A 26,655-nucleotide genomic window follows, 5' to 3' on the forward strand; every position below is an offset into this window, starting at 1 on the left:
CTTTGTTAGTCTTTGCGGAAAAGCCCTAATACTTCCGTCGTTTGAACAATGTTTGTAAATGCTTTTGGATCGACTTCTTTAATGATGCGAGATAAATCAAACAATTCATATCGCGTAATCACGATGATCAGCATATCTTTATCTTCGTTCGAAAATGCTCCTTTTGCAGGAACGGTCGTAATACCGCGAACAAGTTTAGCATGAATCGCCCTTTTCAATTCCTCTCCTTTATTTGTAATAATCATGGCAGTTAGCTTTTGATGGCGGGTATGAATCGAATCAATGACGCGAGCCGAAGCATATAGCGTCACAAGCGTATAAAGCGCCTTTTCCCAACCATACACATATCCCGCCGTTAAAATAATCACAGCGTTCAACGCAAAAATATAGGTACCAACCGAGCGGTCTTTCATTCGTGATAACACGAGCGCAATAATATCAAATCCTCCTGTCGATGCCCCCCATTTTAACGTCAAGCCAATCCCGATCGCCGCAATGACGCCCCCAAACACAGCGTTCAATAAAATATCTTCGGATAGCGGTTTTACCGGAATCGCTTCAAGAAAGAACGAAATCAGTACAACGCTGAGAAAACTATAAAGCGTAAATGACTTCCCTACTTTTTTCCATCCCAAAATGGCCACAGGAATATTAAAAAGAAAGAACAAAAAGCCTGTTGAAAGATGATACGGTGTATAATCACCCACAATTTTTGAAATGAGCTGCGCCGCCCCTGCAAATCCGCTTGTATACACGTTTGCAGGAATGAGGAATAAATTCATGCCGATTGCATTAAGTAGTGCTCCGATTAGTACAACGAAGAATTTTTTCAACTGCATTCTTTTTCCTCCTATCATGAATAGAAAAATTATTGAAAGAGAAAATTGTCTTTTTTACGGACAATCGTTACACTAACAATGAGTAAAAAAATATAGTAGAGGGAGAGAAATCATGAACGTTAAGATTATAGCGGATAGCGCATGTGATTTACCATATTCTTTTTTAAAAGAAAAAAATATTTTATTTTTACCGCTAATGATTCACTTAGATGAAAACGATTATGAAGATTTCGTTACCATTGAACCAAAACAAGTATACGATGCGATGCGAAACGGAAAGGTGCCAAAAACTTCGCAAGCAAACCCTCTTAAAATAAAAGAACTTTTTACAAAACTCGCTGAAGAAAACGTCCCTTCGATTTATATCGCTTTTTCTTCACAGCTATCTGGCACATATCAAACGGCGATGATGATCCGCAATGAAGTGCTAGAACAATATCCAGATTTCCAATTGACGATCATCGATTCAAAATGTGCGTCTTTAGGTTTAGGGCTGATTGTCAAAAAAGCAATCGAGTTAGCAGAACAAAATATCCCTTATTCACAATTAGTAGACATGATCTCTACATATTGTGCACATATGGAACATATTTTTACGGTCGATGATTTAGAATTTTTAGCTCGCGGCGGTCGATTAAGTAAAACATCTGCTTTTGTCGGCGGATTGCTAAACATTAAACCATTATTACATGTTGAAGACGGAAAGTTAATCCCGATTGAAAAAATTCGCGGTCGTAAAAAAGTATATAAACGTATGCTTGAGTTAATGGAAGAACGCGGAGAAGACTTACAAAATCAAATCATCGGCATTAGTCACGGCGATGATGAACAAGCTGCTCTAGAATTAAAAGCGCTAATTGAAGAACATTTCGGTTGCAAACACTTTTTTATTACTGAAATCGGCGGAGCCATCGGCGCTCATGCAGGTCCTGGAACGCTTGCCCTCTTTTTCTTGAATAAACAAATGGAACAATGAAAAAACTACCCCTATCCAAAACAAAGGGGGATGCATGATGCCTCATACGAGTGACAACGATAAAAAAGCACGTGACAATAACGCCAACCGTCACGAAAAAAATATGCTTAGCGAGAAAAATCGCCAAGCAGGAAAACATGCTTATTCGAAAAAAACGAATCATTTATAAGAAAAGAGCGGGAATCCCCGCTCTTTTTATTTCGTTTCAAATTTAGCCATCATCGTTTGTAATTCATCCGTTAACTGTCTTAATGTCGTTACTTTCTCACCCATTTTCTTAAATGCCTGAAGCTGTTCCGTCATCGATGCAGCAATTTCTTCGCTTCCTGCTGCCGATTGTTCGACAACCGCGCTAATGCTTTCAACATTTTGCAATACTTGCTCCCCTAATTGTTTCGAAATCGCCATGCCTGAAACGAGCGATTGAATATCATGAGAAATCCCGTTGACTTTTTGTTCAATTTCTTTAAACGCATTCGTCGTTGTTTCAATCGCCCGCGACTGAGCATCGGCAATCTCGACACCTTGGCGAACGGAATTTAATACATTTGTCAATCCTCTCTTAATTAAACGGACCATTTCAAAAATTTGATTCGTTGCTTTTGCTGATTCTTCCGCTAGCTTGCGTACTTCTTCCGCCACGACCGCAAATCCTTTTCCTGCCTCTCCTGCGCGCGCCGCTTCAATCGCAGCATTTAATGCTAAAAGATTCGTTTGTGAAGCAATCTCGTCAACAGCTTTCGCCATATTTTCAATTTTGCCAGCATAATCAGCAAATTCTTTTGTTGCATTTTCGATCAACGCTGTCGCTTTCGCATTTTCACGAATGAAATTCAATTGCTCTTCAAGCGCTTGCTGACCGTTCACAATCGCTAACACAGCTTCATCGCTATATTTCGCCGTTTGCTCTGTCCTTGCTACATTTTCAGAGAAAGTGGATTCCATTTTTTCAATTAATTGCACCGCACTTTGCAACTCTTCAGAAATGCTTTGTGCCCCTGCCGACAACTCATTGGTTGAGCTCGCCACTTGGTTATTAATTTCCGTTAACATTTCGTTTTCTTGTTCAATTTCTTTCGCAAACGCTTCTACTTGCTTGCTCATTGTATCGACAGAATGTAATAGTCCATTGAGTTGTTCAGTCATCGTTGTAAACGAATGATTCAAATCGCCAAGCTCATCGTTTCCTTTATAAACAATCGGTTCTACACGCAAATTGCCACGTGCAATTTCTTTTGCGTTTGCGGCAATTTTCCGTAAAGGAGTCGTAATGGTGCGCGTTAAACGAATGCTAAAGAAGCTTGCTAATAAAAGTAGCACTCCGACAGAAACAAATGAAATGGTAATAACGGAACGAATTTGTTCTTGTAATTGTTTTTGCATATAGTCGTAATATTCGTTTACATACATGTTGACTACATATAAATCGTTCAATATCCCTTCGGCACGCATCGATTGCCTACGAGTTTCAGCAATATCTCGAGCATCTAATGCCGCTTTTGCTTCCTTCATTAAAGCAGAAAATTTCTGCTTCGCCTTCTCAAATGGTTGTTGGAAATAAGGTTGCTTCATCCCTTCATCTAGTTGCTTAAACAATTTTTCCGAATCCATTAAACGCGTTAACGCCTCTTGTTTATTTCCTTCCGTTGGGCTGTACGCATAGTTATTCAAACTTTGTTTCGCCGCTTTTAATTCCGCTTGCAGCTGCTGCGTTTTCATCATCATCGGCACAAAATCTTGGTTTGATGATTGAATCGAAAGCATATTAAAAATGATAAAGGCAATAATCGATACAGAAAAAATAAGCGAAAGCAATGAGTTGAGTAAAAGTTTTTTCTTGATTGTCATCTTCTTCGCCCACTTCCTTATTCAAAAGTTCCTTCTAATGCTTTTTGCTTCCACGTTTCTAACGTTTTCTGCTGTTGTTCATTGAGCGAAATGACGCGAATCGGTGCCAAATCAACTCCATTTTCTTTCAAGCCAAGTTGAACGGTTCCTTTTGGAATGCTTCCTTTTTCGACATATTCTTTAATGATCGTATATAGTGCCACATCCACATTTTTTAACATCGATGTCACGACTGCTTTTTCTGCGTGAAAATATTGATCGCTGTCAACGCCAATCGCATATTTCCCATTGAGTTCTGCCTCGCGCAGCACTCCAACTCCTGTAAGTCCAGCGGCCGCATAAAGAACATCGACACCATTGGCAATCATCTTTTTCGCAATGCTTGCGCCAAGTTTATCGTCACTAAAATTTCCGGCATACACTTCTTGCACCGCGATTTGCGGATTGACCGCTTTAACTCCTTTCACAAAGCCGCTTTCAAATTTTCGAATTAACGGTACATCCGCCCCGCCAATAAACCCGACTTTGTTCGTTTTTGTAATTAATCCTGCAACAATACCTGCCAAAAAGCTTCCTTCATCTTCTTTAAATGTAATCGATGTAACGTTTTCTAAATCGGAAACAGAATCAATGAGAATAAACGTTTGTTTCGGATATTGTTTCGCTACTTTCTCTAAATCTTCTTGCACCATAAAGCCGAGCCCGATCACAAGATCGTTTCCCGCTTCTGCTAATTCGCGCAAACCTTGCTCATATGTTTTCGTATCTTTTAATTCGCGATAGTCAAAAATAATCCCTAACTCGTCGCGCGCTTTCATCAATCCTTTAAATGCTGAATCGCTAAACGACTGGTCACCCAGTCCGACGTCAGACAACATAATGCCAACTTTAATACGATCTTTTGGCTTAAACGTAGCAGATGATGAGGAGCAACCAGAAATAAATAGGACCAACATGATGCTCATCATCCACATAAACGACTTTTTCTTCATGTGAAATGTTCTCTCCTTCTTGTTAATTTTAGTCCCTATTATTATATCGACAAAATTTTTTCTTTTTTTATTTTACTTTTCTTGACGAAACTTCATGAGTTGTTCCAGTTGGCGCAATTGACTATAATCGAGACATATAAAAACTTTTGGGAGTGATGGTCATGTCAAAAGAAAGTTCATTTGATATCGTTTCAAAAGTCGATCTAGCAGAAGTGACAAACGCTGTCAACATTGCGATGAAAGAAATTCAAAACCGTTATGATTTTAAAGGGAGCAAAAGCAACATTTCATTAGAAAAAGATGAGCTTATTTTAATTTCCGATGATGAATTTAAGCTTGAACAGCTAAAAGATGTACTCATCGGTAAATTGATTAAACGCGGCGTACCAACGAAAAACATTCAATACGGAAAAATCGAACCGGCTTCAGGCGGAACCGTTCGCCAACGCGCCAAGCTTGTCCAAGGCATCGATAAAGAAAACGCCAAAAAAATTAACACCATTATCAAAAACACAGGATTGAAAGTAAAAAGTCAAATTCAAGATGACCAAATTCGTGTCAGCGGAAAAAGCAAAGACGATTTACAAAAAGTGATCGCCGCGATTCGCGAAGCTGATTTGCCAATTGACGTTCAATTCGTCAACTATCGCTAACATAAATAATTTTTAACAATATATTGAATAGTCGAAAAAAATAAGGTACATTTATATACAATAACAAAATAACATAGTGACATTCTTATCGAGAGAAGGGGAGGGACTGGCCCGATGAACCTTCAGCAACCTGACCGTATGTCAAGGTGCTAAATCCAGACAAGCGTATCGCTTGGAAGATAAGAAGGAGAAAATCAAAAGTCTTCTTCTTATAGAAGACTTTTTTTATTTATTGATGATTGGGGGAAGAGGTCAATGGGATTACTCGATGATTTGCAAACAAACATTCTCATCGGTGACGGAGCGATGGGAACCCTCCTTTATTCTTATGGAATTGATCGCTGCTTTGAAGAACTTAATTTATCCAATCGCGAACAAATTCTTCGGATCCATCAAGCGTATATCGAAGCGGGCGCAAACGTCATTCAAACCAATACATACGGAGCCAATTACGTCAAACTTGCGCGCTATGGATTGGAAGATGAAGTAAAAAAAATAAACGAAGCGGCGGTGCAAATCGCGAAAGAAGCCGCAAAAGACCGCGCCTATATACTCGGAACGATCGGCGGCTTGCGCACGTTAAACAAAAACACATTGACGATCGATGAAATAAAGCGGACATTTCGTGAGCAGCTATACGCTTTGCTCCATTCCGATGTGGACGGATTATTGCTCGAAACCTACTACGATTTAGAAGAATTAACAACGGTGCTCGCCATTGCCCGCAAAGAAACGGATAAGCCGATCATCGCTCACGTTTCCCTTCATGAAGTCGGCGTTCTTCAAGATGGAACGCATGTCAGTGAGGCACTAAAGCAATTAGAGGCGCTTGGAGCGGACGTCGTCGGTTTAAATTGTCGGCTCGGACCTTATCATATGCTTCGTTCGCTTGAAGAAGTCCCATTGCCAACCTCTGCTTTTTTGTCAGTTTATCCGAATGCTAGTTTACCAGAATATCGTGACGGTCGGCTCGTCTATGAGACAAACCCCGGCTATTTTAAAGAAACTGCGCTTTCCTTTCGGGAGCAAGGCGCGCGTTTAATCGGCGGCTGTTGCGGTACGACGCCAAAACATATCGCAGCGATAGCAGAAGCATTGCGCGGATTAAAACCAATTGTGCATAAACAAGTGAAACAACAAAAGGAAGCCATTGTCGTTCAAGAACCGCCATACGAAAGCGATCCCCCTCTTCATGAAATCGTTCGCAAACGGCGTTCCGTCATCGTGGAGCTAGATCCGCCGAAAAAATTGGGCATTCAAAAGTTTTTAGCTGGGGCAAAAGCGCTTCACGAAGTCGGAATCGATTCATTGACGCTTGCGGACAATTCATTAGCAACGCCGCGCATTAGCAACGTTGCGCTCGGAACGATCATTAAGGAAAAATTCGGGATACGTCCGCTGATTCATATCACCTGCCGCGATCGCAACTTAATTGGTTTGCAGTCGCATCTGATGGGGCTTCATACGCTTGGAATGAACCATGTTTTGGCGGTGACAGGCGACCCTTCCAAAATTGGCGACTTCCCTGGGGCAACATCTGTTTATGATTTATCATCGTTTGATTTAATTCAACTCATTCGCCAATTCAATGAAGGTTTATCGTACTCCGGGAAACCGCTTGGTCAAAAAACGAACTTTTCCATTGCCGCAGCTTTTAATCCAAATGTTCGTCATCTCGATAAAGCCGTTCAACGACTCGAGAAAAAAATTCAATGCGGAGCCCATTATTTTATTTCACAGCCTCTCTACTGCGAAAAACAAATCGAACAAGTGTATGAAGCAACGAAACATTTATCGGCACCGATTTACATCGGCATTATGCCGCTTACCAGTGCACGAAATGCTGATTTTCTCCATCATGAAGTTCCAGGTATTACGCTTTCCGATGACATTCGTGCACGCATGGCTGCATGCGCAAACGACCCGCTTCAATCAGCGCGCGAAGGAATTGCCATCGCCAAATCGCTCATTGATGCAGCCTTTGAGCTATTTAACGGCATTTATTTAATTACGCCGTTTCTTCGCTATGAAATGACCGTTGAACTAGCCAACTATATTTATGAAAAAGCACGTGCGGAGAGGAAGTTGTCCAATGTCTAAAACGATTTTCGAACAACAACTTGAAAAGAAAATTTTAGTAATTGACGGTGCCATGGGAACGATGATTCAAGCGGCGAACTTAACCGCCGAACATTTTGGTGGCGAACAGTATGAAGGGTGCAATGAATATTTATCGCTTACCTCTCCCCATGTCATCGAACGCATTCATGAAGCGTATTTAGAAGCGGGAGCCGATATTATTGAAACGAACACGTTCGGAGCGACAAGCATCGTCCTAGACGAATACGAACTTGGCCATCTCGCGCTCGAGCTAAACATTGAATCAGCGAAACTGGCCAAAAAATCAGCCCAAAAATATTCAACGCCAACATGGCCGCGCTTCGTCGCCGGCTCCATGGGACCGACGACAAAAACATTATCCGTAACAGGGGGAGCAACGTTTCAGCAGCTCGTCGATGCATACGAAGAACAAGCGCGCGGTTTATTAATCGGCGGGGTCGATCTGCTTTTGCTTGAAACGTGTCAAGATACATTAAACGTCAAAGCTGCTTTTATTGGCATTTCAGAAGCGTTTGAAAAGATCGGCAAAAAAGTTCCGCTCATCGTCTCTGGAACGATTGAGCCGATGGGAACCATGCTGGCAGGACAAAACATCGAAGCGTTTTTTCTTTCGATTCAGCATATGCACCCGGTTGCTGTCGGTTTAAACTGCGCCACTGGTCCTGAATTTATGACCGATCATATTCGCACTCTTGCTTCATTAGCGAATACAGCCGTTATCTGTTATCCAAATGCCGGCTTGCCTGATGAAGAAGGACATTACCATGAAGCACCCGACATTTTAGCAAAAAAAGTGAGAGGCTTTGCCGAAAAAGGATGGCTCAACATTGTCGGCGGCTGTTGCGGCACGACGCCCGACCATATTCGTGCCATTGCGGAAGCGGTAAAAGATATTCAGCCGCGAATCATTCCGAAAGAAAAACGCGTTCACGCTGTTGCTGGCATCGAACCGCTCATTTACGATGAAACGATGCGGCCGCTATTTGTCGGCGAACGAACAAACGTCATCGGCTCTCGCAAATTTAAACGGTTCATCGCAGAAGGCAAATACGAAGAGGCGGCGGAAATTGCCCGCGCGCAAGTAAAAAACGGCGCCCACGTCATCGATATTTGCTTAGCCGATCCTGATCGAAACGAAAAAGAAGATATGGAAAAATTCATTCAACACGTCGTCAAAAAAGTAAAAGTGCCGCTCGTCATTGACTCAACGGATGAAGAAGTAATCGAATGTGCGCTTTCGTATTCACAAGGAAAAGCGATCATTAACTCGATTAACTTAGAAGATGGCGAGGAACGTTTTGCTAAAATTGTTCCGCTTATTAAAAAATACGGAGCAGCCGTCGTTGTGGGAACAATTGATGAACAAGGAATGGCGATTACTGCCGAACGGAAGCTGGAAATTGCCAAACGTTCATACGATTTGCTCGTTCATCAATACGGATTAGCGCCTGAAGATCTCATTTTTGACCCGCTTGTTTTCCCTGTTGGAACAGGAGATGAACAATATATCGGGTCAGCGAAAGAAACGATCGAAGGCATTCGTCTGATTAAACAACATTTGCCGCATTGTTTAACGATGCTTGGCATCAGCAACATTTCGTTCGGATTGCCGCCAGCTGGACGCGAAGTATTAAACTCTGTTTTTCTTTACCATTGCACGCAAGCAGGTTTGGATTACGCGATTGTCAATACGGAAAAATTAGAACGATTCGCATCGATTCCGAAAGAAGAAGTTGAGCTTGCCGAACGCCTTTTGTTTGAAACAAGCGAAGAAACGTTAGCCGCCTTTACACACTTTTATCGCAATAAAACAAAAGAAGTGAAAAAGCCGAAAACGACCCTTTCCCTTGAACAACGGCTCGCTCAGTGCATTATTGAAGGAACAAAAGAAGGGTTGTATGAAGACTTAGAACAAGCGCTGCAAAAATATGAAGATCCGCTGCAAATTATTAACGGTCCGCTTATGGACGGAATGAACGAAGTCGGACGGCTATTTAATGACAATCAACTCATTGTCGCCGAAGTATTGCAAAGCGCCGAAGTGATGAAAGCAGCTGTTTCATTTTTAGAACCATATATGGAAAAAACGGAAGACAGCTCTAAAGGCAAAGTATTGCTTGCGACCGTAAAAGGAGACGTTCACGATATCGGCAAAAACTTAGTCGATATTATTTTAAGCAACAACGGCTTTAAAGTCGTTGATTTAGGCATTAAAGTCACACCGCAGCAACTGATTGAAGCCATAACATTAGAAAAACCGGATATCATCGGACTTTCTGGTCTGCTGGTAAAATCAGCGCAACAAATGGTCGTAACTGCTCATGATCTAAAACAGGCCGGCATCTCCATCCCAATATTAGTCGGCGGGGCGGCGCTATCGCGGAAATTTACAGAAAATAAAATCGCTCCCGAATATGACGGCATTGTCTTATATGCAAAAGACGCGATGGACGGACTGACGCTCGCCAACCGCTTGCAACAAGGAGAAATCAACTATGCAAAGCAGAAACAACAGACAATAAGCGAAAATATTGCAACAAAAGCCGCTGTCATTCTAAAATCGAACGTTTCAACAACTGTCCCTGTTTTTAAGCCATATGACTTAGAACGTCATGTGATCAAAGACTTTTCTCTATCTCACATTGAGCCATATATAAATTGGCAAATGCTTCTTGGCCATCATCTCGGCTTAAAAGGAAAAGTAAAAGAGTTACTCGAAACAAAAGATGAAAAAGCCATGATGTTAAAAGCGTTAGTCGACGACTTACTTGCACAAGCAAAAGAAAAGAAATGGATTCAACCGGCGGCGGTTTATCAGTTCTTCCCTGTGCAAAACGATGGCAATAAAATTTATATTTACTCCCCTGCTGATAAAAAAACAGTGATTGAAACGTTTGAATTTCCGCGGCAGCAAAAATCGCCTTATCTTTGCCTAGCCGATTATGTCAAATCAGTCGACAGCGGAGAAATGGACTATGTTGGTTTTTTTGCCGTAACAGCAGGGAAAGGTATTCGTGAGCTGGCGCAACAATGGAAAGAAAATGGAGAATTTTTACGAAGTCACGCAATTCAAGCATTGGCATTAGAAGTCGCTGAAGGGTTAGCCGAACGCGTGCATCAAATTATGCGAGACCGCTGGGGCTTCCCGGACAGCCCGGACATGACGATGCAGGAACGATTTGCGGCGAAATATCAAGGTCAACGCTTCTCGTTCGGTTATCCGGCGTGTCCAAACCTTGAGGACCAAGAAAAACTGTTCCACCTATTGCATCCAGAAGAAATCGGCATTGAATTAACAGAAGGATTCATGATGGAGCCGGAAGCCTCCGTATCCGCGATTGTTTTCGCACATCCGGAAGCGAGATATTTTAACGTTCTATAAAAAGTCGAAGTGAAATGCTTCGGCTTTTTTATATTTTTTCATAAATTCCCTATACTACAACTAATGACTGAACACTTTACAGGAGGTAAAAAAAGAAAATGGCCAATAAACTTCAAACCACATTACCGCCGCAGCATCAACTTCAACAACCTGGATTGCAAACGGAAATGAATCCACAGCCGATCTCCGAAGACCCGAACTATCAAGGAAGCGGTAAATTAAAAAACAAAGTCGCTCTCATTAGCGGCGGTGACAGCGGAATTGGCAGAGCGGTGGCGATTTATTTTGCGAAAGAAGGTGCGGATGTCGCGATTATCTACCTTAACGAACATCAAGATGCCGAAGAAACGAAAAAACAAGTGGAGCAAGAAGGCCGGCAATGTTTGCTGATCGCTGGGGACATCGGCGACGAACAATTTTGCAAAGAAGCGGTAAAACAAACGGTGAATACATTTGGTAAACTCGATATTCTCGTTAATAACGCCGCTGAACAACATCCGCAAAACAGTTTGCTTAATATTACATCACAGCAACTAGAAAAAACATTCCGCACAAACGTGTTTGGCTATTTCTATTTAACAAAAGCAGCGCTCCCTTATTTAAAGGAAGGAAATTCCATTATTAATACCGCTTCCATCACGGCATATGAAGGTCATGAGCAGCTTCTTGATTACTCGGCAACAAAAGGAGCGATTGTAGCTTTTACACGCTCATTAGCAAAATCGCTTGTTCAAAAAGGAATTCGCGTCAACGGCGTGGCTCCTGGACCAATCTGGACACCGTTCATCCCATCTACCTTTTCAAGCGAAAACGTTGCAACGTTCGGCTCAAATACGCCAATGAAACGGCCGGGACAGCCTAAAGAAGTGGCACCAAGCTATGTGTTTTTAGCCAGCGATGATGCCTCATACATCACGGGGCAAATGATTCATGTCAATGGCGGGACGATTGTGAATGGATAAGAGCACAAATCCTTGGTTGTGATCCACAGGAAGGAATTCAAAAAATGAATCTCCTTCCGTTCCAACTGCTCTCTCTAAACAACCGAGGCTGTCGACTGGCTTTGTAAGTTACTTATCTCCCCTTTTGGAATTCGATCATTTTTCGTTCGATTTCCTCTATTTTTACGTGACGTTTCACATGGTCGGCTAAACGATCAAACGCTTGTTCACGCATCATTCGATAAGAAGGGCGACCGTATAAAGGTTCAAGCCCTTTTTTACGGCGAATCTCATTTAATAGCCGTTCGCGGAACGCATCATTATGAAAAAGATCATGAAAATAGGTTCCAAATACGCGTTCATCCTCCCTTTTGCATCCTTCCATTCGCCCGTTCATGTTGATAAGCGGACGATACCCTTCAAGTGCGGTGGATTGTCCCATATGAATCTCGTATCCTCGTACATGAAACGTATCTCTTGCAAACGTGAGCACGCCTTCAGAGAGAATCGTCGTTTTTTCTTTTTCCATCGTCGTTTTAATCGGTAATAACCCTAGTCCATCCATTTGCATCAGAGGCGTTTCAACCCCAAGCGGGTCATCCACTTGATGCCCAAGCATTTGGTATCCGCCGCAAATGCCAACAATTGTCAAATTGCTTGTTTCATACAACCGTAAAATGCTTGTCGCTAATCCGCTTTCTTTTAAATAAAGCAAATCTTCTATCGTGTTTTTGCTTCCCGGCAAAATCAGAAGATCGGGCTTCTCAAGCTGTTCAGCGGTTGTGACAAAGCGGACGTGACAATCTGGCTCTAATAAAAACGGATCGATGTCCGTAAAGTTCGAAATGCACGGATATTGAATAACCGCAATATCAATCTCTTTTGCTTCATCTTTTTTCGCAGAAAATTGTGATAGACTGACGGAGTCTTCCGCATCAATATGTAAATTCGGCAAATATGGAACAACGCCGAGCACAGGCACTCCCGTATATTGTTCAAACCAATCCAATCCCGGCTTCAAAAGCGATAAGTCGCCGCGAAATTTATTAATGATCACGCCGATGACGCGTTTTCGATCCTCTTCTTCTAATAGTTGCAGCGTCCCTACTAAACTAGCAAAAACGCCGCCTCGGTCGATATCCCCGATTAAAATGACTGGCGCATTGGCCATTCGGGCGACACGCATGTTGACAAGTTCGCGATCGTTTAAATTAATTTCCGCTGGACTCCCCGCCCCTTCAATGACGATTCGCTCATACTCATTCATTAATACGTCAAGCGATTGTTTGATGATTTGAAGCCCCATTTGAAAAAACTCATTCCGATAAGCAACCGCTTTCATATTTCCGTACGGCTTTCCGTGCACAATAATCTGCGCCTCGTTTTCTCGGCTTGGCTTAATTAAGATCGGATTCATATCCGTTGTGGCGGCAATGCCTGCTGCTTCCGCTTGAATGCCTTGAGCCCGGCCAATTTCTTTTCCATCGATCGTCACATACGAATTCAACGACATATTTTGTGACTTAAACGGCGCGGTCTTCCACCCTTTTTGCGCAAAAATGCGGCAAAACGCCGTCGTAATGATGCTTTTCCCCGCATCCGAATGCGTCCCTTGAAACATAATCGGCAACGCTTTAGCCATTGTTTTTCATCTCCTTCTAACATCAAAGAACTGAATTTTTATTCCAATCATACAATATTTTCTTTTCGATCGTTAGTTCTATTTTGAGAAAATAAAAACCCCCGAATTCTCGGAGGTTTATCGTTTTTGATAATAATCACACGAAAATCGCTTTACAAGCGTATGCGGAATGATGATGCGCTTAATAGGCTCATTTTCGTTTTCAATTTTTTGGATTAAGTTCCTCGCCGCTTCAAAGCCCAGTTGAAAAATGTTAATATCGACTGATGTCAATGGCGGGCGTGAAATTTCCGACAACAACACATTGTTAAAGCTCACGATGGACAAATCGTCAGGCACGCTTAAGCCCATTTCATCCAGCGTATTCAACACTCCAAGCGCCATCAAATCGTCGGCAACGACAAGCGCCGTTGGCGGTTCTTCTAATGAAAGCAGCTCTTTCATCGCCTCTTGTCCGCCTTCTTTTAAAAACTCTTCATGAATGATATATTCTTTTCGATATGGCAAGCCGGCATTTTTCAAAGCTTTTTCATATCCTAACAAACGATCGACCGTCACGACAAAATTTAAGTTTCCGCCGACAAAAGCGATGCGCTCATGTCCAAGTTCAATTAAATGCTCCGTTGCTTCGCGTGCCGCTCGGTAGTTATCGTTATCAACATGCGTAATTTGTTCCGTTTTTTTATGCGGCTTTCCGATCACAACGAACGGAAAATTTTCTTTTTGCAAATACGTCATAATTTTGTCGTTCACTCTCGAGTAAAGCAAAATAACACCGTCGACCCGTTTCCCCTGCACCATTTGGATCACGCCTTCATAAATTTCTTCTTCCGTTTCGCCTGTTGATAATTGCAGTGCGTATTGACGCACATGTGCAGCGGTGCTAATGCCGCGAATGACCTCAGGGAAAAACGGATTTTGAAACGCTTTATCCGCCGAGCTTGGCATGACAAGTCCAATGACTTGTGTCGACTTATTCGCAAGGCTTCGCGCAATAAAATTTGGATGATATCCTAACTCTTTCATCGCCTCGCGTACTTTTTTCTTCGTTTTTTCGCTTATGCGCGGACTGTCGGCAATGACGCGCGAAACGGTCGAAGGCGCGACGTTTGCCCGCTTTGCTACGTCTTTAATCGTTACCGCCATACAAAATTCCCCCCACCCCTTCAGGATGATTTAGGATGATATGATAAACGTGTTTGTCTTCTCATCAAACGACGTTTGTTTGCCATTGATCATCACTTTTGTTTGTTCATTCGCCCCCCAAACAGCGACATGAAGCTTCCAAGTCGGACGATAGGTTCCTTCCGTTTCCATTTGCAAATGAATTTCATCGGCTTTAAATATCGCGTGAACATGTTGGCGCACATATTCTCCTTTTTCATACGCAAATGTTAAACCGTCATCATCATAAATTGTATAAGTCGCTTCTCCCTCATTCAATTTATACACATGAAGCGTCAAACGTTCATCAGGAATGGCCGTTGATCGTTTTGGTTCCCCTAATACAATCATCGAACCTTGCTTGATATAAATCGGTAATTTTTCTAACGGTGCTTCGATGAGATGATATTTTTCTCCTTCAAGCACTTCTCCGCTCCAATAATCCACCCACGTTCCTTTCGGCAAGTACACGACGCGATGTGTTGTATTTGGTCGTAAAATCGGTGCGATGATGACGTTATGTCCAATCATAAATTGATCAGAGATGTTCCACGTGCGCTCATCATTTGGATATTCCATCAATAACGGACGCATGACAGGCGTTCCTGTTTGATGCGCTTCCGCAAACAACGAATACAAATGTGGAAGCCACTGATAACGCAATTCAATATATTGTTTAATGATTGGTTCATACTGTTCGCCAAACGCCCAAGGCTCTTGTCTTGCAAAGCCGATCGCGCAATGGTTGCGGAAGTACGGAATAAACGCGCCGACTTGCGTCCAACGCGCAAGCAATTCCCCATTGCTGTCATGCGCAAATCCGCCGACATCGGCTCCGCAAAACGCTACACCTGAAAGCCCTAAATTCATGCACATCGGCAACGACAATTCTAAATGCTCCCAAAAGCTGCGGTTGTCCCCCGTCCACACAGCCGCATAGCGTTGAATTCCTGAAAAACCGGAACGCGTCAGTAAAAACGGACGCTTTCCGTTTAACAGCTTCTTCATTCCTTTATACGTTGCTTCGCACATCATCAAGCCGTAAATGTTATGCAATTCGCGATGCGTTTTTAGCTTTCCATCGTCATCATGAACGACTTGTTCATCCATTGTTTTCGTTTCATTAAACACGGACGGTTCATTCATATCATTCCAAATTCCTTCTATGCCTAAATCTGTATAGAAGGAATGTTTTTCGCCCCACCATTTGCGTACCTTTTTATTAATAAAATCAGGAAATGAACTTTTCCCAGGCCATACTTCACCGAAATAAACGTTTCCTTCAATATATTTACAAAAATATTGACGTTCTACTCCTTCACGATAAATCGCATATTCCGCATCCACTTTTACCCCGGGATCAACAATTGGAACGACGCGAATGCCAGCTTCTTTTAACTCGCCAATCATTTCTTTTGGATTCGGAAAACGCCGGCGATCAAACGTAAACACACGATATTCATCCATATAATGAATATCTAAATAAATGGCATCAAGCGGAATGCCTTTTTCGATAAATGTGTTCGCTAATTCGCGCACTTCTTGCTCGGTTTCATAGCTGTAACGCGACTGATGATACCCGATCGCCCACTTTGGTGGCAAAGGCATTCTTCCTGTCAAATCGGTATATTGTTCAAGCACATCTTTTGGATGCGGCCCCGCAAATACGTAATAATCGAGTTGACCTCCGTCCGCCGCAAAAGAATAAACGCTGTTGCTGCGAAAATCAAACGTCGTTTTAAATGTGTTATCAAAAAAGACACCGTGTGCTCGGCCGTTTCGCAACACCATAAAATACGGATGAGCTTGATAGAGCGGATCCGTCTCCGGATTGTGCGGAGCGTAGACGTCTGTATTCCACATCGTCCACTTTCCGCCGCGCTTGTTTAAAAAGCCCGTTTTTTCGCCGAGTCCATAAATGTGATCAACTTCTGTCATTTCATGAAAACAAGCGATTTTTCCTTTATGATCAAACAAAGCAGGCTTTGCATCGCGGACAAGAGCATTTCCTTGTTGATCGTAAATGCTGACTAAAAACGGAGCGCGATGAACAATCACTTTTAATTTTTTCGTCTCAAGCACCCATTCCTTTTCCGTTTCTTCTACATGCATTTCCACTTTTTCCGGAGTTTTCACAACCGCAGGGCTGCTTGACATGCTCGCTTCGCCAAACGGATTGAGAACAATGCGAACGACGTCATCGCGATAGAAACAAATTTTGCCCGAACCACGCTCACACGTAAATGAAAAATATTGCTTTCTTTCTGTACCATTTTGTACATTTCCGAACGATTGAAAACCTTCTTGCTCCTCGTTTTTTTCAAGCGGACGAATCGCAAAACTTGTGTCTTCTAACATCGCTCTCCCCCCAAACGCTTTTTATTTTTTCTGTTTTCTTGCATAATACAGGAATAAGCCAAAAGCGCCATAAACAGCAACAAGCGCTGAGATGAACGGAATATTTAAACCGCTTTTCGGTGCGAGCACATAAATCTCGGACGTTTCACGATCCAGGATGATATCATAGCCGTCCTTATCGCTTCGCACTAAATCGCCTGCAAGCAATCCGCGCAATTCTTTATTTGGTGCAAGTTGCTTCTCATCTAAATGAACTTTTTGCGTTTTTGATGTGTTGTTAATCGCAATGACCGTCGTTTCGTTTTCAAACGTTCGTTTAAATACCGCCATGCCGTCCTTTTCATACAACAATTCAAAATCACCGCGCCGCAATGAAGGAAGTTTATTGCGCAATTCTCCTAATTTTGAAACATACTCAATCAGTTCTTTATCAGTACGGAAATTCATCAAACGGCGATTGTCTGGATCTTCTCCACCGTCCATTGCAATTTCCGTTCCATAATACATGATCGGAATGCCCGGCGCAGAGAACAAATACGTTAAACCAAGTTTGATGCGCGTCGTTGGATTTTGGCGGTTTTGCAACGCTAGTCTTGTAAAGCGAACTTGATCATGGTTATCTAAAAAAGTTCCAAGCAAATAAGGCTGTTCATAAAATGCGGCATTTCTGCGCCAAACGTTGTAAAGTGGTTCGAGCGACTGGTCTGGTTTGCTAAAAATGATAGACGCTTCTTTATAAAACGGATAATCAACGAACGCATCGATTCCGTATTTTCCGTAATCGGCGATATAACGAGGGTCATCATGCCAGACCTCACCTAAAAGGATAAAGTCTTTTTTCACGGATTTGACTTCTTTTGAAAACTCTTCCCAAAACCATTTTGGTACGTGCTTGACCGTATCCAAACGATAACCATCAATATCGGTTTCTTTAATCCACCATTTAGCGGCATCGAATAAATATTGTTTTACTTCTGGATTTTCTTGCGCTAAATCAGGCAAACCGAACAACCATCCATTTTCCACTTCGCTTTGGTCTGCCCAATTGAAAATCTCCTTTTTTTCATGAAACCAATCTTTTTTCGCTGGGTCATTTAACCACGGGTGATGGTATCCTGTATGATTGACAACAAAATCAAGAATGACTTTCATGTCGCGCTTATGCGCCTCTTTCACAAGCCGCTTCAAATCTTCAAGCGTCCCGAAATGCTCTTCGACTTTATAAAAATCTTCAATCCAATAACCGTGATAGCCGCTTTTTTCATTAGCAAAAACCGGTGTTAACCAAATGGCGGTAAACCCCATTTCTTTAATGTAATCGAGTTTATCGATAATTCCTTGTAAATCTCCGCCATGATACGCTTTCGGGTCTTTCACGTTCACTTCATAATCATTTTTCGGATTTCCATTATTAAAGCGGTCGACCATGATAAAGTAAACGCTCTCATCTTGCCATTTCCGCTCCCTCTTTTCTTCCGCTTGCGTTGGAAGCGCAAACGAAAGCAAAAAGAACATGGCAAGGAAAGAAATAAACTGCTTTCTCATTCCTTCCACTCCCTATTCGTTCCAAATGATTACTGTTATAATATAGCTTGAAATAGCGAGAAAGGAAAGAATCTTGTATGATTCTTTCCTTTCTTTTTTCATCCTTTTGTTCCGCCTGCTGTTAAACCAGATACGAAGTATTTTTGGAATGAAAGGAAGAGAATTGCAATTGGTACAGCGATGAGAACTGAACCAGCGGCGAACGTTGTAAATTCGCTTCCGAACTGTTTCGCTACTAAATCATACAAGCCGACCGCAAGCGTATATTTTTCTTTGCTGCGCAACAAGACACTCGCTAAAATAAAATCACCGAACGGTGCAATAAATGTAAAGAGCGCAATGACCGCAATAATCGGTTTCGCCAACGGCATGATAATTTGAAAGAAAATGCGCAAATGGCCCGCACCGTCTATTTTTGCCGATTCATCTAGCTCTTTCGGAATCGTATCTAAATATCCTTTCATCAGCCACGTGTTCATCGGAATCTGCCCGCCGACATAAACGAGAATCAATCCTAAATGCGTATCGATTAAACCTGTTAATAAACCTAAGATGAAAATGGCAATCAACGCCGCAAAGTTTGGAATCATTTGTAAAATCAAAAAGACCATCAAGCCGTTTTTTCGGCCAATAAAGCGGTAACGCGAGAACGAATAAGCAGTTAAACTCACTAAAATGACGGAAAAAATCATCGTCAATGTCGAAATTTTTAGCGAGTTCCAATACCAGATTAAATAATCGCTTTTAGACGTATCAAATAGCTCTTTATAGTGAGCAAGCGTCGCGTTATCAGGAATCATTTTCGATCCTGATAAACTTTGTCCCGGGTTAAACGAAGAACCGATAACCCAAAGAAGCGGATATACAATAATGACCGTCATCGCCAAAACGACCAAATACGACAAGGTTAATCGAATGATCTTTTGTCTTTTCATGCTCATATTACATCATATCCTCTTCTTTAAATGATTTTGTTCTTCTAAATTGCCATAAAGCGACTGTCACAACGACGAGCGATAATAGCAATGTAATCGCTGCAGCTTTTGAATATTGAGCTGAAGTCATCGTTAAACGATAAATCCATGAGATTAGAATGTCGGTTGCTCCAGCGTTTTGACCAGATACCGCTGGTCCCCCGCCGTTGAACAAGTAAATGATGTTAAAGTTATTGAAGTTAAATGTATATTGCGTAATTAAAATCGGTGCAGTCGCATATAGTACGAGCGGAAGCGTGATTTTCGTAAACTTTTGCCATGATGATGCGCCATCGACCGTCGCCGCCTCATATAATTCATTTGGAATCGCTTGTAGCACGCCGGTTGTCATCGCAAAAATAAATGGGAAGCCTAACCATGTTTGAATTAAAATAAGAGCCACTTTCGTCCAAAACGGATCCGTCATCCATGCAATATTTTTAATTCCAAACGCTGCTAAAATCGTTTTGTTAATCACACCAAATGATTCGTTGAACATTCCTGAGAAAACAAGGATGCTTACGAATGCTGGAACGGCCCAAGGCAAAATGAAAATCGTCCGTATGATCGCTTTTCCTTTTAAGTCCTTTTGGTTCACGATAATCGCCAAGAAAATTCCAAGCGCAATTTGTAACGTTGTTGCTCCAAATGTCCAAACGAGTGTCCAAGCTAAAACATTAATGAACGTTTTGCGCCAAAGATCTAATTTAACAAGATCAATAAAGTTTTGGAACCCAACCCAGTCGACTAGCTTTGCTGGAGGCGAATGATATAAGTCATAGTTTGTAAACGCCAGTAGCACAACGAAAATGATTGGAAAAATAACGACAAACACGAGCAAAATAAATCCTGGAGAAATCATTAAATAAGGAAAACCGCTGTCAACAAGCGTTAAATATTGCTCACGCAACGTATTTAGCTTTAAACCTAAATCGCGTTTTTGTCCGTTTTTATAAGCATCATATAAATTGAATACATAAAACCCGATTCCAAATAAAAGAACAATGACGGCTAAAATTCCTTCAACAAGCAGGAAAATGGAATGGTCTCGCCCGACCACTTCACCAAGTGTAAATAATCCCCATAAGCCGATGTCAAACAAATCGCGAAATACAATGAAAAAGGAAACGGATAAAATCAGAAACAAAATTCCTTTCACATACTGGCGATTATATAGTTGCCCAATCCCTGGAACAATCGACAGTCCAAGCGCGATCTTCCGGTGATTGGATTGATACATGGTTGTTTCCATACCATTGTCTCCTTTCTAAAGCGTTGCGGGGAGCGAAAAGCAAACCGTATATTTACTCAAAAGGGTGAATGTGAATAAATAAACAAATTGTAGAAAGTTTAAGCAGTACCTCGAAGTGAGGTACCGCTTTTCATTACTTGCTCGGATGGTTTGTTTCAATGTTTGTTTTAATTGTTTTCACTGCTTCATCTAACGCTTTTTTCGGTTCAGCCTTTTGGTTAGCTACTAGTTGAAGCGCAGTTGCCATTGGCGCCCATACTTCAGCCATTTCTGGGATGTTTGGCATTGGAATCGCATATTGGGATTGGATCGCTACTGCTTGCGCACCTTCATTTTCAGCGATAAGCGGATCGTTAATTAACGATTTCACAGGTGGAATTTCTTGGGTTAACTCAAAACGAATTTTCGCATTTTCTTCGTTTGTAATAAATTCAATTAATTTGGTTGCCCACTCTGGATGTTTAGAGAATGCAGATACGTGCCATCCTTTTACGCCCATAAACGTTTTTACAGGTTCACCGTTTGGCAATTTTGGCATTGGCGCAACGCCGATATCAATGCCCGCATCTTTCATGCCTTGGAATGCCCAAGGACCGTTCATGACAGATGCCACTTTTCCTTCGTTGAACAAGCCGTCCATTGCAGAGCCGCCGTTTTCACCGATAATTCCTTTCGGGAATAATCCTTCTTTATACCATTTTTGAATGTATTCTGTACCTTTGACCGCACCATCATTGTTTAAACCGATGTCGTTGCGATCTAAAGCGCCGTTATTTTCTTTAAATACATAGCCGCCCATACCGGCGATGACACCGTGCGCAAAGTAGAAGTTATCCCAAAGCGCTAAGAAACCGTATTGATCGCCTTTTGTAAATTTCTTCGCAAATTCATAAAGCTCATCCATTGTTTCCGGAGCTTTGTCCATTAATTTTTTGTTGTAAATGAATACTGGTGTTTCGACCGATTTTGGCAAACCGTAAAGTTTACCATCATACATTTGCGCTTTAATAGAAGATTCTGTGAAGCGATCGAGCACTTCTTGATCAACCTTAATTTCGCGAATAAGCCCTTCTGTAACAAGCTGACCGATTTGGTCATGCGGCACTGTAATGACATCCGGACCTGTTCCGGCTGGGCCGTCTAAACGCAATTGATCACGCTGCTTTGTTGCCATTTCAACTTCTTTGTACTCAACTTTAATACCATACTTTTCTTCGAACGCTTTAATAGCAGGTTCTAACGCTACCCCGCGCTTAGTGTCTTCCCAAACAACAAGTTTATCTGGTTTTGGCGGCATGCCATCTTCTGTTGTTTCCGTCTTTTTCTCGTTGTTACCTGCTGGCTCTTTTGCTTCTTCATCCGGACCTAGCCCACATCCCGCTAGCACCCCGACCGATAAAGCTAACGATGAGAAAATGGATACGGTTTTCTTCATTTCGACCCCTCCTGATTTATTCCATAAAATCTATACAAACGCTTTCACAAATAAAGAAAAAAAGATAACGCTTACACTTTCTGTGAAAACGATTGCACAACTTTCAATTTCTATTATACTATCATTTCTAATTTTGACAATTCATTTTTTTCTTTTTTTCACTTTTTTTACATATTTTTTTGACTATTTTTTAAATGTCCATTGACTTTTATTTTTATTTTATCTACGCTGAATGTAAGCGGTTTAAAACAATTTCTTTATCAGGAATAGCCTTATTATCTAATGATATTCATCAGCATGAAACATCATTAAAAAATTAAAAATAAAGAGCAATCGCTTGCGCTAAAATTTGATTAGGAGTTGGTGCCATTGTTAAAGGAAGCGATTTATCATCGTCCAAAAGATAATTTCGCCTACGCTTATGATGACAAAACGTTACATATTCGATTACGAACAAAAAAAGACGACGTAAAGAAAGTTTACCTTATTTACGGAGATCCTTATATATGGGAAAACGGAGAATGGCAAACAGAAAAAAAAGAAATGCGTAAAAGCGGTTCAGATGATTTGTTTGATTACTGGTTTACTGCCATCATTCCGCCTTATCGTCGATTGCGCTACGGTTTTGAACTTCATGATGAAAACGACATGCTCATCTACACGGAAAAAGGATTTTATGATGAAGCGCCAAAAGACGACACCGCCTATTACTTTTGTTTTCCGTTTTTAAATAAAATTGACGTATTCAAAGCGCCTGAATGGGTAAAAGATACGGTTTGGTATCAAATTTTTCCTGAGCGCTTCGCCAACGGAAACGAAAAATTAAATCCGAAAGGCACTCTTTCTTGGGGAAGCGCAGATCCAACTCCAACTAGCTTTTTCGGCGGGGATTTTGAGGGAATTATTCAACATCTTGATTATTTAGTGGAGTTAGGGATTAACGGAATTTACTTTACGCCGATTTTTAAAGCGCCTTCGAACCATAAATATGATACAATCGATTACTTTGAAATCGACCCGCAATTTGGAGATAAACAAACATTTAAGCGGCTTGTTGACCTTTGCCATGAAAAAGGAATTCGCGTCATGCTTGATGCGGTGTTTAATCATAGCGGCTATTATTTCGCGCCGTTTCAAGATGTACTGAAAAACGGAGAAAAATCGAAATATAAAGATTGGTTTCATATTCGCGAATTTCCGCTTCAAACAAAACCTATACCAAATTATGATACGTTTGCTTTTGTCGGAGAAATGCCAAAGCTGAACACCGAAAACCCAGAAGTGAAAAAATATTTATTAGATGTTGCGACGTATTGGATTCGAGAATTCGATATTGACGGCTGGCGCCTTGATGTAGCCAATGAAGTCGATCATCAATTTTGGCGCGAATTTCGTCAAGCGGTCAAAGCCATTAAACCGGATGTTTATATTCTCGGAGAAATTTGGCACGATTCCATGCCATGGCTCAGAGGAGATCAATTTGATGCCGTCATGAACTACCCGTTTACAAACGGAGCTTTGCGCTATTTTGCAAAGGGAGAGGTAAAAGCGAGCCAATTTGCCAACATCATTACGAACGTTCTTCACTCTTATCCGAACAACGTGAATGAAGTCGCCTTTAACCTTCTTGGCAGCCATGACACGCCAAGAATCTTAACGATTTGCAACGGCAATAAAGAAAAAGTGAAATTGATGTTTCTCTTCCAATTATCGTTTACCGGCACCCCTTGCATTTATTACGGCGACGAAATTGGCATGACGGGCGGACAGGATCCGGGATGCCGCAAATGCATGATATGGGATGAGGACAAGCAAGATCGCGATTTGTTCGCTCACGTTCAAAAATTAATCTCGCTTCGCAAAACATATAAAGCTTTTGGCAATCGCGGTGAGCTTCGTTTTATTGAAACAAATGATGAAACAAACCATATCGCCTATACAAAAACATATGAAGACGAAACGATTTTATTCGTTTTAAACAACAGCAATCAAGAACTAGAATGGACGCTTCCTCTTCATTTAAAAGGAAAGCTACTGACAAATTTATGGACGAACGAACAATTCGCTGCCGATACGAATGAAATCAAAACAACATTATCACCGTACGGTTTCCTTATTTATAAAGTGGAAAAATGGAAATAAGCGAGGGTTTCCGCCTCGCTTTTTACATGCGCTGAACCGTACGCCGATACTCCATCGGCGTGACCCCTTCTGCCTTTTTAAACAGCCGTGAAAAATAAGCCCCATCCTCCATTCCGACTTGCTTGGCGATAGCAGCGATCGTCTCGTTCGTTGAGGCAAGCAACTTTTTCGCTTTGGACAGTCGATAATGGTTTATATATTGAATCGCGCTCATCCCGATCGTTTTTTGCATGCAACGCGAAATGTAATCAGGATGAAAGCGCAACGCTGTCGCAAGCTGTTTCATATCCAACGGCTCATGGTAATGATGATGAATATATTCTAGCGCGTCCATACATACTTTTTCCGCTGCCGACGGAATCGATAGTGCTTGCTTTTGCAGTTGCAAAATCAATTCAATAAAATACATTTGCTGTTTTAACGGGCTGTCTGGCGCTTGTTCCTCATTTAACTCAACGATTTGCTGCAACAATTGTTCGATTCGCTCTTTTTGGTTCACTTTTGCATATTGGGGCAAATAAAAACGATATTGAACGGGCTCGACATATGTCGCTTCTCTTTCAATGATATCATGCCACCCCAACTCCTCTTTTTCCGTTCCCTCATATTCGCCTTCTACAACGAAATGAAGCCAAACGAAATGCGTATCTTCCATGCATGGTTGATGTCCGTAATGCTCGCGCTCAGGAATTAAAATGACATATTCCCCCTCCCCTACCGCAAACGTCCTTTCTTCTTCTGTCATATACAGACGCCCTTTTTTCACATACAACAAGTCAAACACAGAAAACGTCCGCTTAAAATGCTTTTTCCCTTTAGCAAATACCGCTTCTCCCCCTTTAATAAACGTCGGAAAAGGAGGCACACGAAACATGATGTGCGTCATCTCATTCTCCCCTTTAAGTCGGAAATATCCAAAAAGAATCGACTTTATCTCTTTTCATTATCGGATAAAATCATTAAACTCTGAATATAGTTTTTAAGTCGGAAATATTAAAGGGGTTGTCTATCGATGACGGAACAAAAAAAGCTATCGTTATTCTCGTTGACATGGCCCATTTTTATTGAATTAACGCTGTACATGCTAATGGGAAATGCTGATACGCTTATGCTTAGCCAATATTCGGATGAAGCCGTTGCCGCCGTCGGCGTTGCCAATCAAATTTTATACATGGTCATTGTCATGTTTGGCTTTATCGCAACGGGAACTTCTATTTTAATTGCTCAATACGCTGGAGCAAAAAAAGAAAAAACAGCTGCTGAAATCGCAGCCGTTTCGATTTGGGCAAATTTGTTGTTCGGGATTGTATTAAGCGCACTTTTACTCGCCTTCAGCAAACCGATTTTACAAATGATGAATTTGCCACACGAATTATTTCCTGAAGCGCATTCCTATTTGATCATCGTCGGCGGATTTTCGTTTATCCAAGCACTTATTATGACGATCGGAGCGATTTTAAAAAGTTACGGCTTTACGCGCGACACGATGCACGTAACCATCGGAATGAACGTGCTAAACGTCATCGGAAACTATTTGTTTATTTTCGGTCCATTGGGCATTCCTGTTCTTGGAGTCGAAGGGGTCGCTCTTTCAACGACCGTTAGCCGTGCGATTGGTCTCATCGTTTCTTTTATGATTTTATGGAAGCGAATGAGCACACCGCTTCCGCTGTTCCGTTTCGCATCTTTATCGATGGGGCATATTAAAAATCTATTAAAAATCGGGATTCCCTCTGCAGGAGAACATATCGCTTACAATACGTCGCAAATGGTCATTACGTATTTTATTACAATCCTTGGCACCGAAGCGTTAACAACGAAAGTATATGCACAAAATATTATGATGTTCATCTTTTTATTTAGTGTCGCCATCAGTCAAGGGACACAAATCATCATTGGTCATTTCGTTGGTGCCCAAAAATATGAAGAGGCGTATCGACGCTGTCTCAAAAGTTTGCGCTTGGCGATTGTTATTTCAATGATCATCGCATCGATTTTCTCCTTTTTCTCTGATTCGCTCTTTGCCATTTTCACAAACAACGAGCGTATTATCGAAGTTGGAGGAACACTTATCTTGCTAACCATCATTTTAGAGCCCGGCCGCTCTTTTAATCTCGTCATCATCAACTCGCTTCGCGCCGCTGGTGATGTAAAATTTCCTGTATATATTGGCATCGCATCGATGTGGGGCGTAAGCGTGCCGATCGCTTACATTCTCGGCATTCACTTTGGACTTGGATTAGCTGGCATTTGGATCGCTTTTATTGCTGATGAATGGCTGCGCGGCCTTCTTGTCCTTTGGCGCTGGCGTTCAAACGTATGGAGAGGAAAATCATTTGTAAACAAAGAAGCAGCGGTGATGTAGTTCGACCATCCCCCCTAAAACAACAA

19 protein-coding genes and 1 riboswitch are annotated in these 26,655 nt (G+C 41.7%); of the genes, 8 read left to right on the forward strand and 11 right to left on the reverse strand.

From position 1 onward, the window contains the following. Window positions 1–5 precede the first annotated feature (5 nt). The gene (locus EDD69_RS04655; protein ID WP_132947806.1) at window positions 6–839 is read right to left on the reverse strand and encodes a YitT family protein; all 834 of its coding nucleotides are present in this window, start codon (window positions 837–839) and stop codon (window positions 6–8) included. 112 nt (window positions 840–951) lie between these two features. Here EDD69_RS04655 and EDD69_RS04660 point away from each other — a divergent pair, with 112 nt between their 5' ends. Further along, complete coding sequence (locus EDD69_RS04660; RefSeq protein ID WP_132947807.1) at window positions 952–1,815, forward strand: DegV family protein; 864 nt, start codon at window positions 952–954, stop codon at window positions 1,813–1,815. Window positions 1,816–1,852: 37 nt separating this feature from the next. Next, on the forward strand, window positions 1,853–1,984 hold the full coding sequence (locus EDD69_RS04665) for a DUF3941 domain-containing protein (RefSeq protein ID WP_132947808.1): 132 nt from the start codon (window positions 1,853–1,855) through the stop codon (window positions 1,982–1,984). Window positions 1,985–2,010: 26 nt separating this feature from the next. Here EDD69_RS04665 and EDD69_RS04670 read toward each other — a convergent pair whose 3' ends face one another. Then, window positions 2,011–3,663 carry a methyl-accepting chemotaxis protein gene (locus EDD69_RS04670; RefSeq protein WP_132947809.1) on the reverse strand — a complete coding sequence of 551 codons (1,653 nt, stop codon included), beginning with the start codon at window positions 3,661–3,663 and terminating at the stop codon, window positions 2,011–2,013. A gap of 17 nt (window positions 3,664–3,680) precedes the next feature. Further along, window positions 3,681–4,655 carry a BMP family lipoprotein gene (locus EDD69_RS04675; protein WP_132947810.1) on the reverse strand — a complete coding sequence of 325 codons (975 nt, stop codon included), beginning with the start codon at window positions 4,653–4,655 and terminating at the stop codon, window positions 3,681–3,683. Between the two features lie 161 nt (window positions 4,656–4,816). Here EDD69_RS04675 and EDD69_RS04680 point away from each other — a divergent pair, with 161 nt between their 5' ends. From EDD69_RS04680 to EDD69_RS04695, 4 genes are all read left to right on the forward strand, one after another. Continuing rightward, window positions 4,817–5,308 (forward strand): YajQ family cyclic di-GMP-binding protein, encoded by a 492-nt coding sequence (locus EDD69_RS04680; protein WP_132947811.1) that lies wholly within the window; start codon window positions 4,817–4,819, stop codon window positions 5,306–5,308. Between the two features lie 82 nt (window positions 5,309–5,390). Beyond that, window positions 5,391–5,494, forward strand: a riboswitch (SAM riboswitch). Between the two features lie 69 nt (window positions 5,495–5,563). Further along, the gene (locus tag EDD69_RS04685) at window positions 5,564–7,408 is read left to right on the forward strand and encodes a bifunctional homocysteine S-methyltransferase/methylenetetrahydrofolate reductase (protein WP_132947812.1); all 1,845 of its coding nucleotides are present in this window, start codon (window positions 5,564–5,566) and stop codon (window positions 7,406–7,408) included. After that, window positions 7,401–10,811: a methionine synthase gene (gene metH, locus EDD69_RS04690; RefSeq protein WP_132947813.1), complete on the forward strand. Its 3,411-nt coding sequence runs from the start codon at window positions 7,401–7,403 to the stop codon at window positions 10,809–10,811. The genes EDD69_RS04685 and metH overlap by 8 nt, the downstream gene beginning before the upstream one ends. Window positions 10,812–10,909: 98 nt before the next feature. Then, on the forward strand, window positions 10,910–11,773 hold the full coding sequence (locus EDD69_RS04695) for an SDR family oxidoreductase (RefSeq protein ID WP_132947814.1): 864 nt from the start codon (window positions 10,910–10,912) through the stop codon (window positions 11,771–11,773). Window positions 11,774–11,885: 112 nt separating this feature from the next. On the opposite strand, the gene EDD69_RS04700 is transcribed toward EDD69_RS04695, so the two are convergent. From EDD69_RS04700 to EDD69_RS04730, 7 genes are all read right to left on the reverse strand, one after another. Beyond that, window positions 11,886–13,394 (reverse strand): cobyric acid synthase, encoded by a 1,509-nt coding sequence (locus EDD69_RS04700; RefSeq protein WP_132947815.1) that lies wholly within the window; start codon window positions 13,392–13,394, stop codon window positions 11,886–11,888. 117 nt (window positions 13,395–13,511) lie between these two features. Beyond that, window positions 13,512–14,540: a LacI family DNA-binding transcriptional regulator gene (locus tag EDD69_RS04705; RefSeq protein WP_132947816.1), complete on the reverse strand. Its 1,029-nt coding sequence runs from the start codon at window positions 14,538–14,540 to the stop codon at window positions 13,512–13,514. Between the two features lie 30 nt (window positions 14,541–14,570). Further along, on the reverse strand, window positions 14,571–16,916 hold the full coding sequence (locus EDD69_RS04710; protein WP_132947817.1) for a glycoside hydrolase family 31 protein: 2,346 nt from the start codon (window positions 16,914–16,916) through the stop codon (window positions 14,571–14,573). A 21-nt stretch (window positions 16,917–16,937) separates the two neighbouring features. Beyond that, on the reverse strand, window positions 16,938–18,461 hold the full coding sequence (locus EDD69_RS04715; protein WP_132947818.1) for an alpha-amylase family glycosyl hydrolase: 1,524 nt from the start codon (window positions 18,459–18,461) through the stop codon (window positions 16,938–16,940). A 98-nt stretch (window positions 18,462–18,559) separates the two neighbouring features. Continuing rightward, complete coding sequence (locus EDD69_RS04720) at window positions 18,560–19,402, reverse strand: sugar ABC transporter permease (protein WP_132947819.1); 843 nt, start codon at window positions 19,400–19,402, stop codon at window positions 18,560–18,562. 1 nt (window position 19,403) lies between these two features. Then, window positions 19,404–20,687, reverse strand: a complete 1,284-nt coding sequence (locus EDD69_RS04725) for a carbohydrate ABC transporter permease (protein ID WP_132947820.1) — start codon at window positions 20,685–20,687, stop codon at window positions 19,404–19,406. A gap of 133 nt (window positions 20,688–20,820) precedes the next feature. Then, complete coding sequence (locus EDD69_RS04730; protein WP_132947821.1) at window positions 20,821–22,122, reverse strand: extracellular solute-binding protein; 1,302 nt, start codon at window positions 22,120–22,122, stop codon at window positions 20,821–20,823. Between the two features lie 369 nt (window positions 22,123–22,491). Here EDD69_RS04730 and EDD69_RS04735 point away from each other — a divergent pair, with 369 nt between their 5' ends. Beyond that, complete coding sequence (locus EDD69_RS04735; protein ID WP_132947822.1) at window positions 22,492–24,264, forward strand: alpha-glycosidase; 1,773 nt, start codon at window positions 22,492–22,494, stop codon at window positions 24,262–24,264. Window positions 24,265–24,286: 22 nt separating this feature from the next. On the opposite strand, the gene EDD69_RS04740 is transcribed toward EDD69_RS04735, so the two are convergent. Beyond that, entirely contained in the window at window positions 24,287–25,150 is an 864-nt protein-coding gene (locus EDD69_RS04740; protein ID WP_132947823.1) for a helix-turn-helix domain-containing protein, read from the reverse strand. A 126-nt stretch (window positions 25,151–25,276) separates the two neighbouring features. On the opposite strand from EDD69_RS04740, the gene EDD69_RS04745 reads away from it, so the two are divergent. Next, window positions 25,277–26,629, forward strand: a complete 1,353-nt coding sequence (locus EDD69_RS04745; protein WP_132947824.1) for an MATE family efflux transporter — start codon at window positions 25,277–25,279, stop codon at window positions 26,627–26,629. The last annotated feature ends 26 nt before the right edge of the window (window positions 26,630–26,655 follow it).

The sequence above is a fragment of the Thermolongibacillus altinsuensis genome (genome assembly GCF_004341205.1).
GTDB lineage: Bacteria > Bacillota > Bacilli > Bacillales > Anoxybacillaceae > Thermolongibacillus > Thermolongibacillus altinsuensis.

Bases quoted from the DNA above. Each gene is read 5' to 3' on its own strand.
- EDD69_RS04655 (WP_132947806.1), bottom strand. From the start codon at position 839: ATGCAGTTGAAAAAATTCTTCGTTGTACTAATCGGAGCACTACTTAAT.
- EDD69_RS04660 (WP_132947807.1), top strand. From the start codon at position 952: ATGAACGTTAAGATTATAGCGGATAGCGCATGTGATTTACCATATTCT.
- EDD69_RS04665 (WP_132947808.1), top strand. From the start codon at position 1,853: ATGCCTCATACGAGTGACAACGATAAAAAAGCACGTGACAATAACGCC.
- EDD69_RS04670 (WP_132947809.1), bottom strand. From the start codon at position 3,663: ATGACAATCAAGAAAAAACTTTTACTCAACTCATTGCTTTCGCTTATT.
- EDD69_RS04675 (WP_132947810.1), bottom strand. From the start codon at position 4,655: ATGAAGAAAAAGTCGTTTATGTGGATGATGAGCATCATGTTGGTCCTA.
- EDD69_RS04680 (WP_132947811.1), top strand. From the start codon at position 4,817: ATGTCAAAAGAAAGTTCATTTGATATCGTTTCAAAAGTCGATCTAGCA.
- EDD69_RS04685 (WP_132947812.1), top strand. From the start codon at position 5,564: ATGGGATTACTCGATGATTTGCAAACAAACATTCTCATCGGTGACGGA.
- metH (WP_132947813.1), top strand. From the start codon at position 7,401: ATGTCTAAAACGATTTTCGAACAACAACTTGAAAAGAAAATTTTAGTA.
- EDD69_RS04695 (WP_132947814.1), top strand. From the start codon at position 10,910: ATGGCCAATAAACTTCAAACCACATTACCGCCGCAGCATCAACTTCAA.
- EDD69_RS04700 (WP_132947815.1), bottom strand. From the start codon at position 13,394: ATGGCTAAAGCGTTGCCGATTATGTTTCAAGGGACGCATTCGGATGCG.
- EDD69_RS04705 (WP_132947816.1), bottom strand. From the start codon at position 14,540: ATGGCGGTAACGATTAAAGACGTAGCAAAGCGGGCAAACGTCGCGCCT.
- EDD69_RS04710 (WP_132947817.1), bottom strand. From the start codon at position 16,916: ATGTTAGAAGACACAAGTTTTGCGATTCGTCCGCTTGAAAAAAACGAG.
- EDD69_RS04715 (WP_132947818.1), bottom strand. From the start codon at position 18,461: ATGAGAAAGCAGTTTATTTCTTTCCTTGCCATGTTCTTTTTGCTTTCG.
- EDD69_RS04720 (WP_132947819.1), bottom strand. From the start codon at position 19,402: ATGAGCATGAAAAGACAAAAGATCATTCGATTAACCTTGTCGTATTTG.
- EDD69_RS04725 (WP_132947820.1), bottom strand. From the start codon at position 20,687: ATGGAAACAACCATGTATCAATCCAATCACCGGAAGATCGCGCTTGGA.
- EDD69_RS04730 (WP_132947821.1), bottom strand. From the start codon at position 22,122: ATGAAGAAAACCGTATCCATTTTCTCATCGTTAGCTTTATCGGTCGGG.
- EDD69_RS04740 (WP_132947823.1), bottom strand. From the start codon at position 25,150: ATGACGCACATCATGTTTCGTGTGCCTCCTTTTCCGACGTTTATTAAA.
- EDD69_RS04745 (WP_132947824.1), top strand. From the start codon at position 25,277: ATGACGGAACAAAAAAAGCTATCGTTATTCTCGTTGACATGGCCCATT.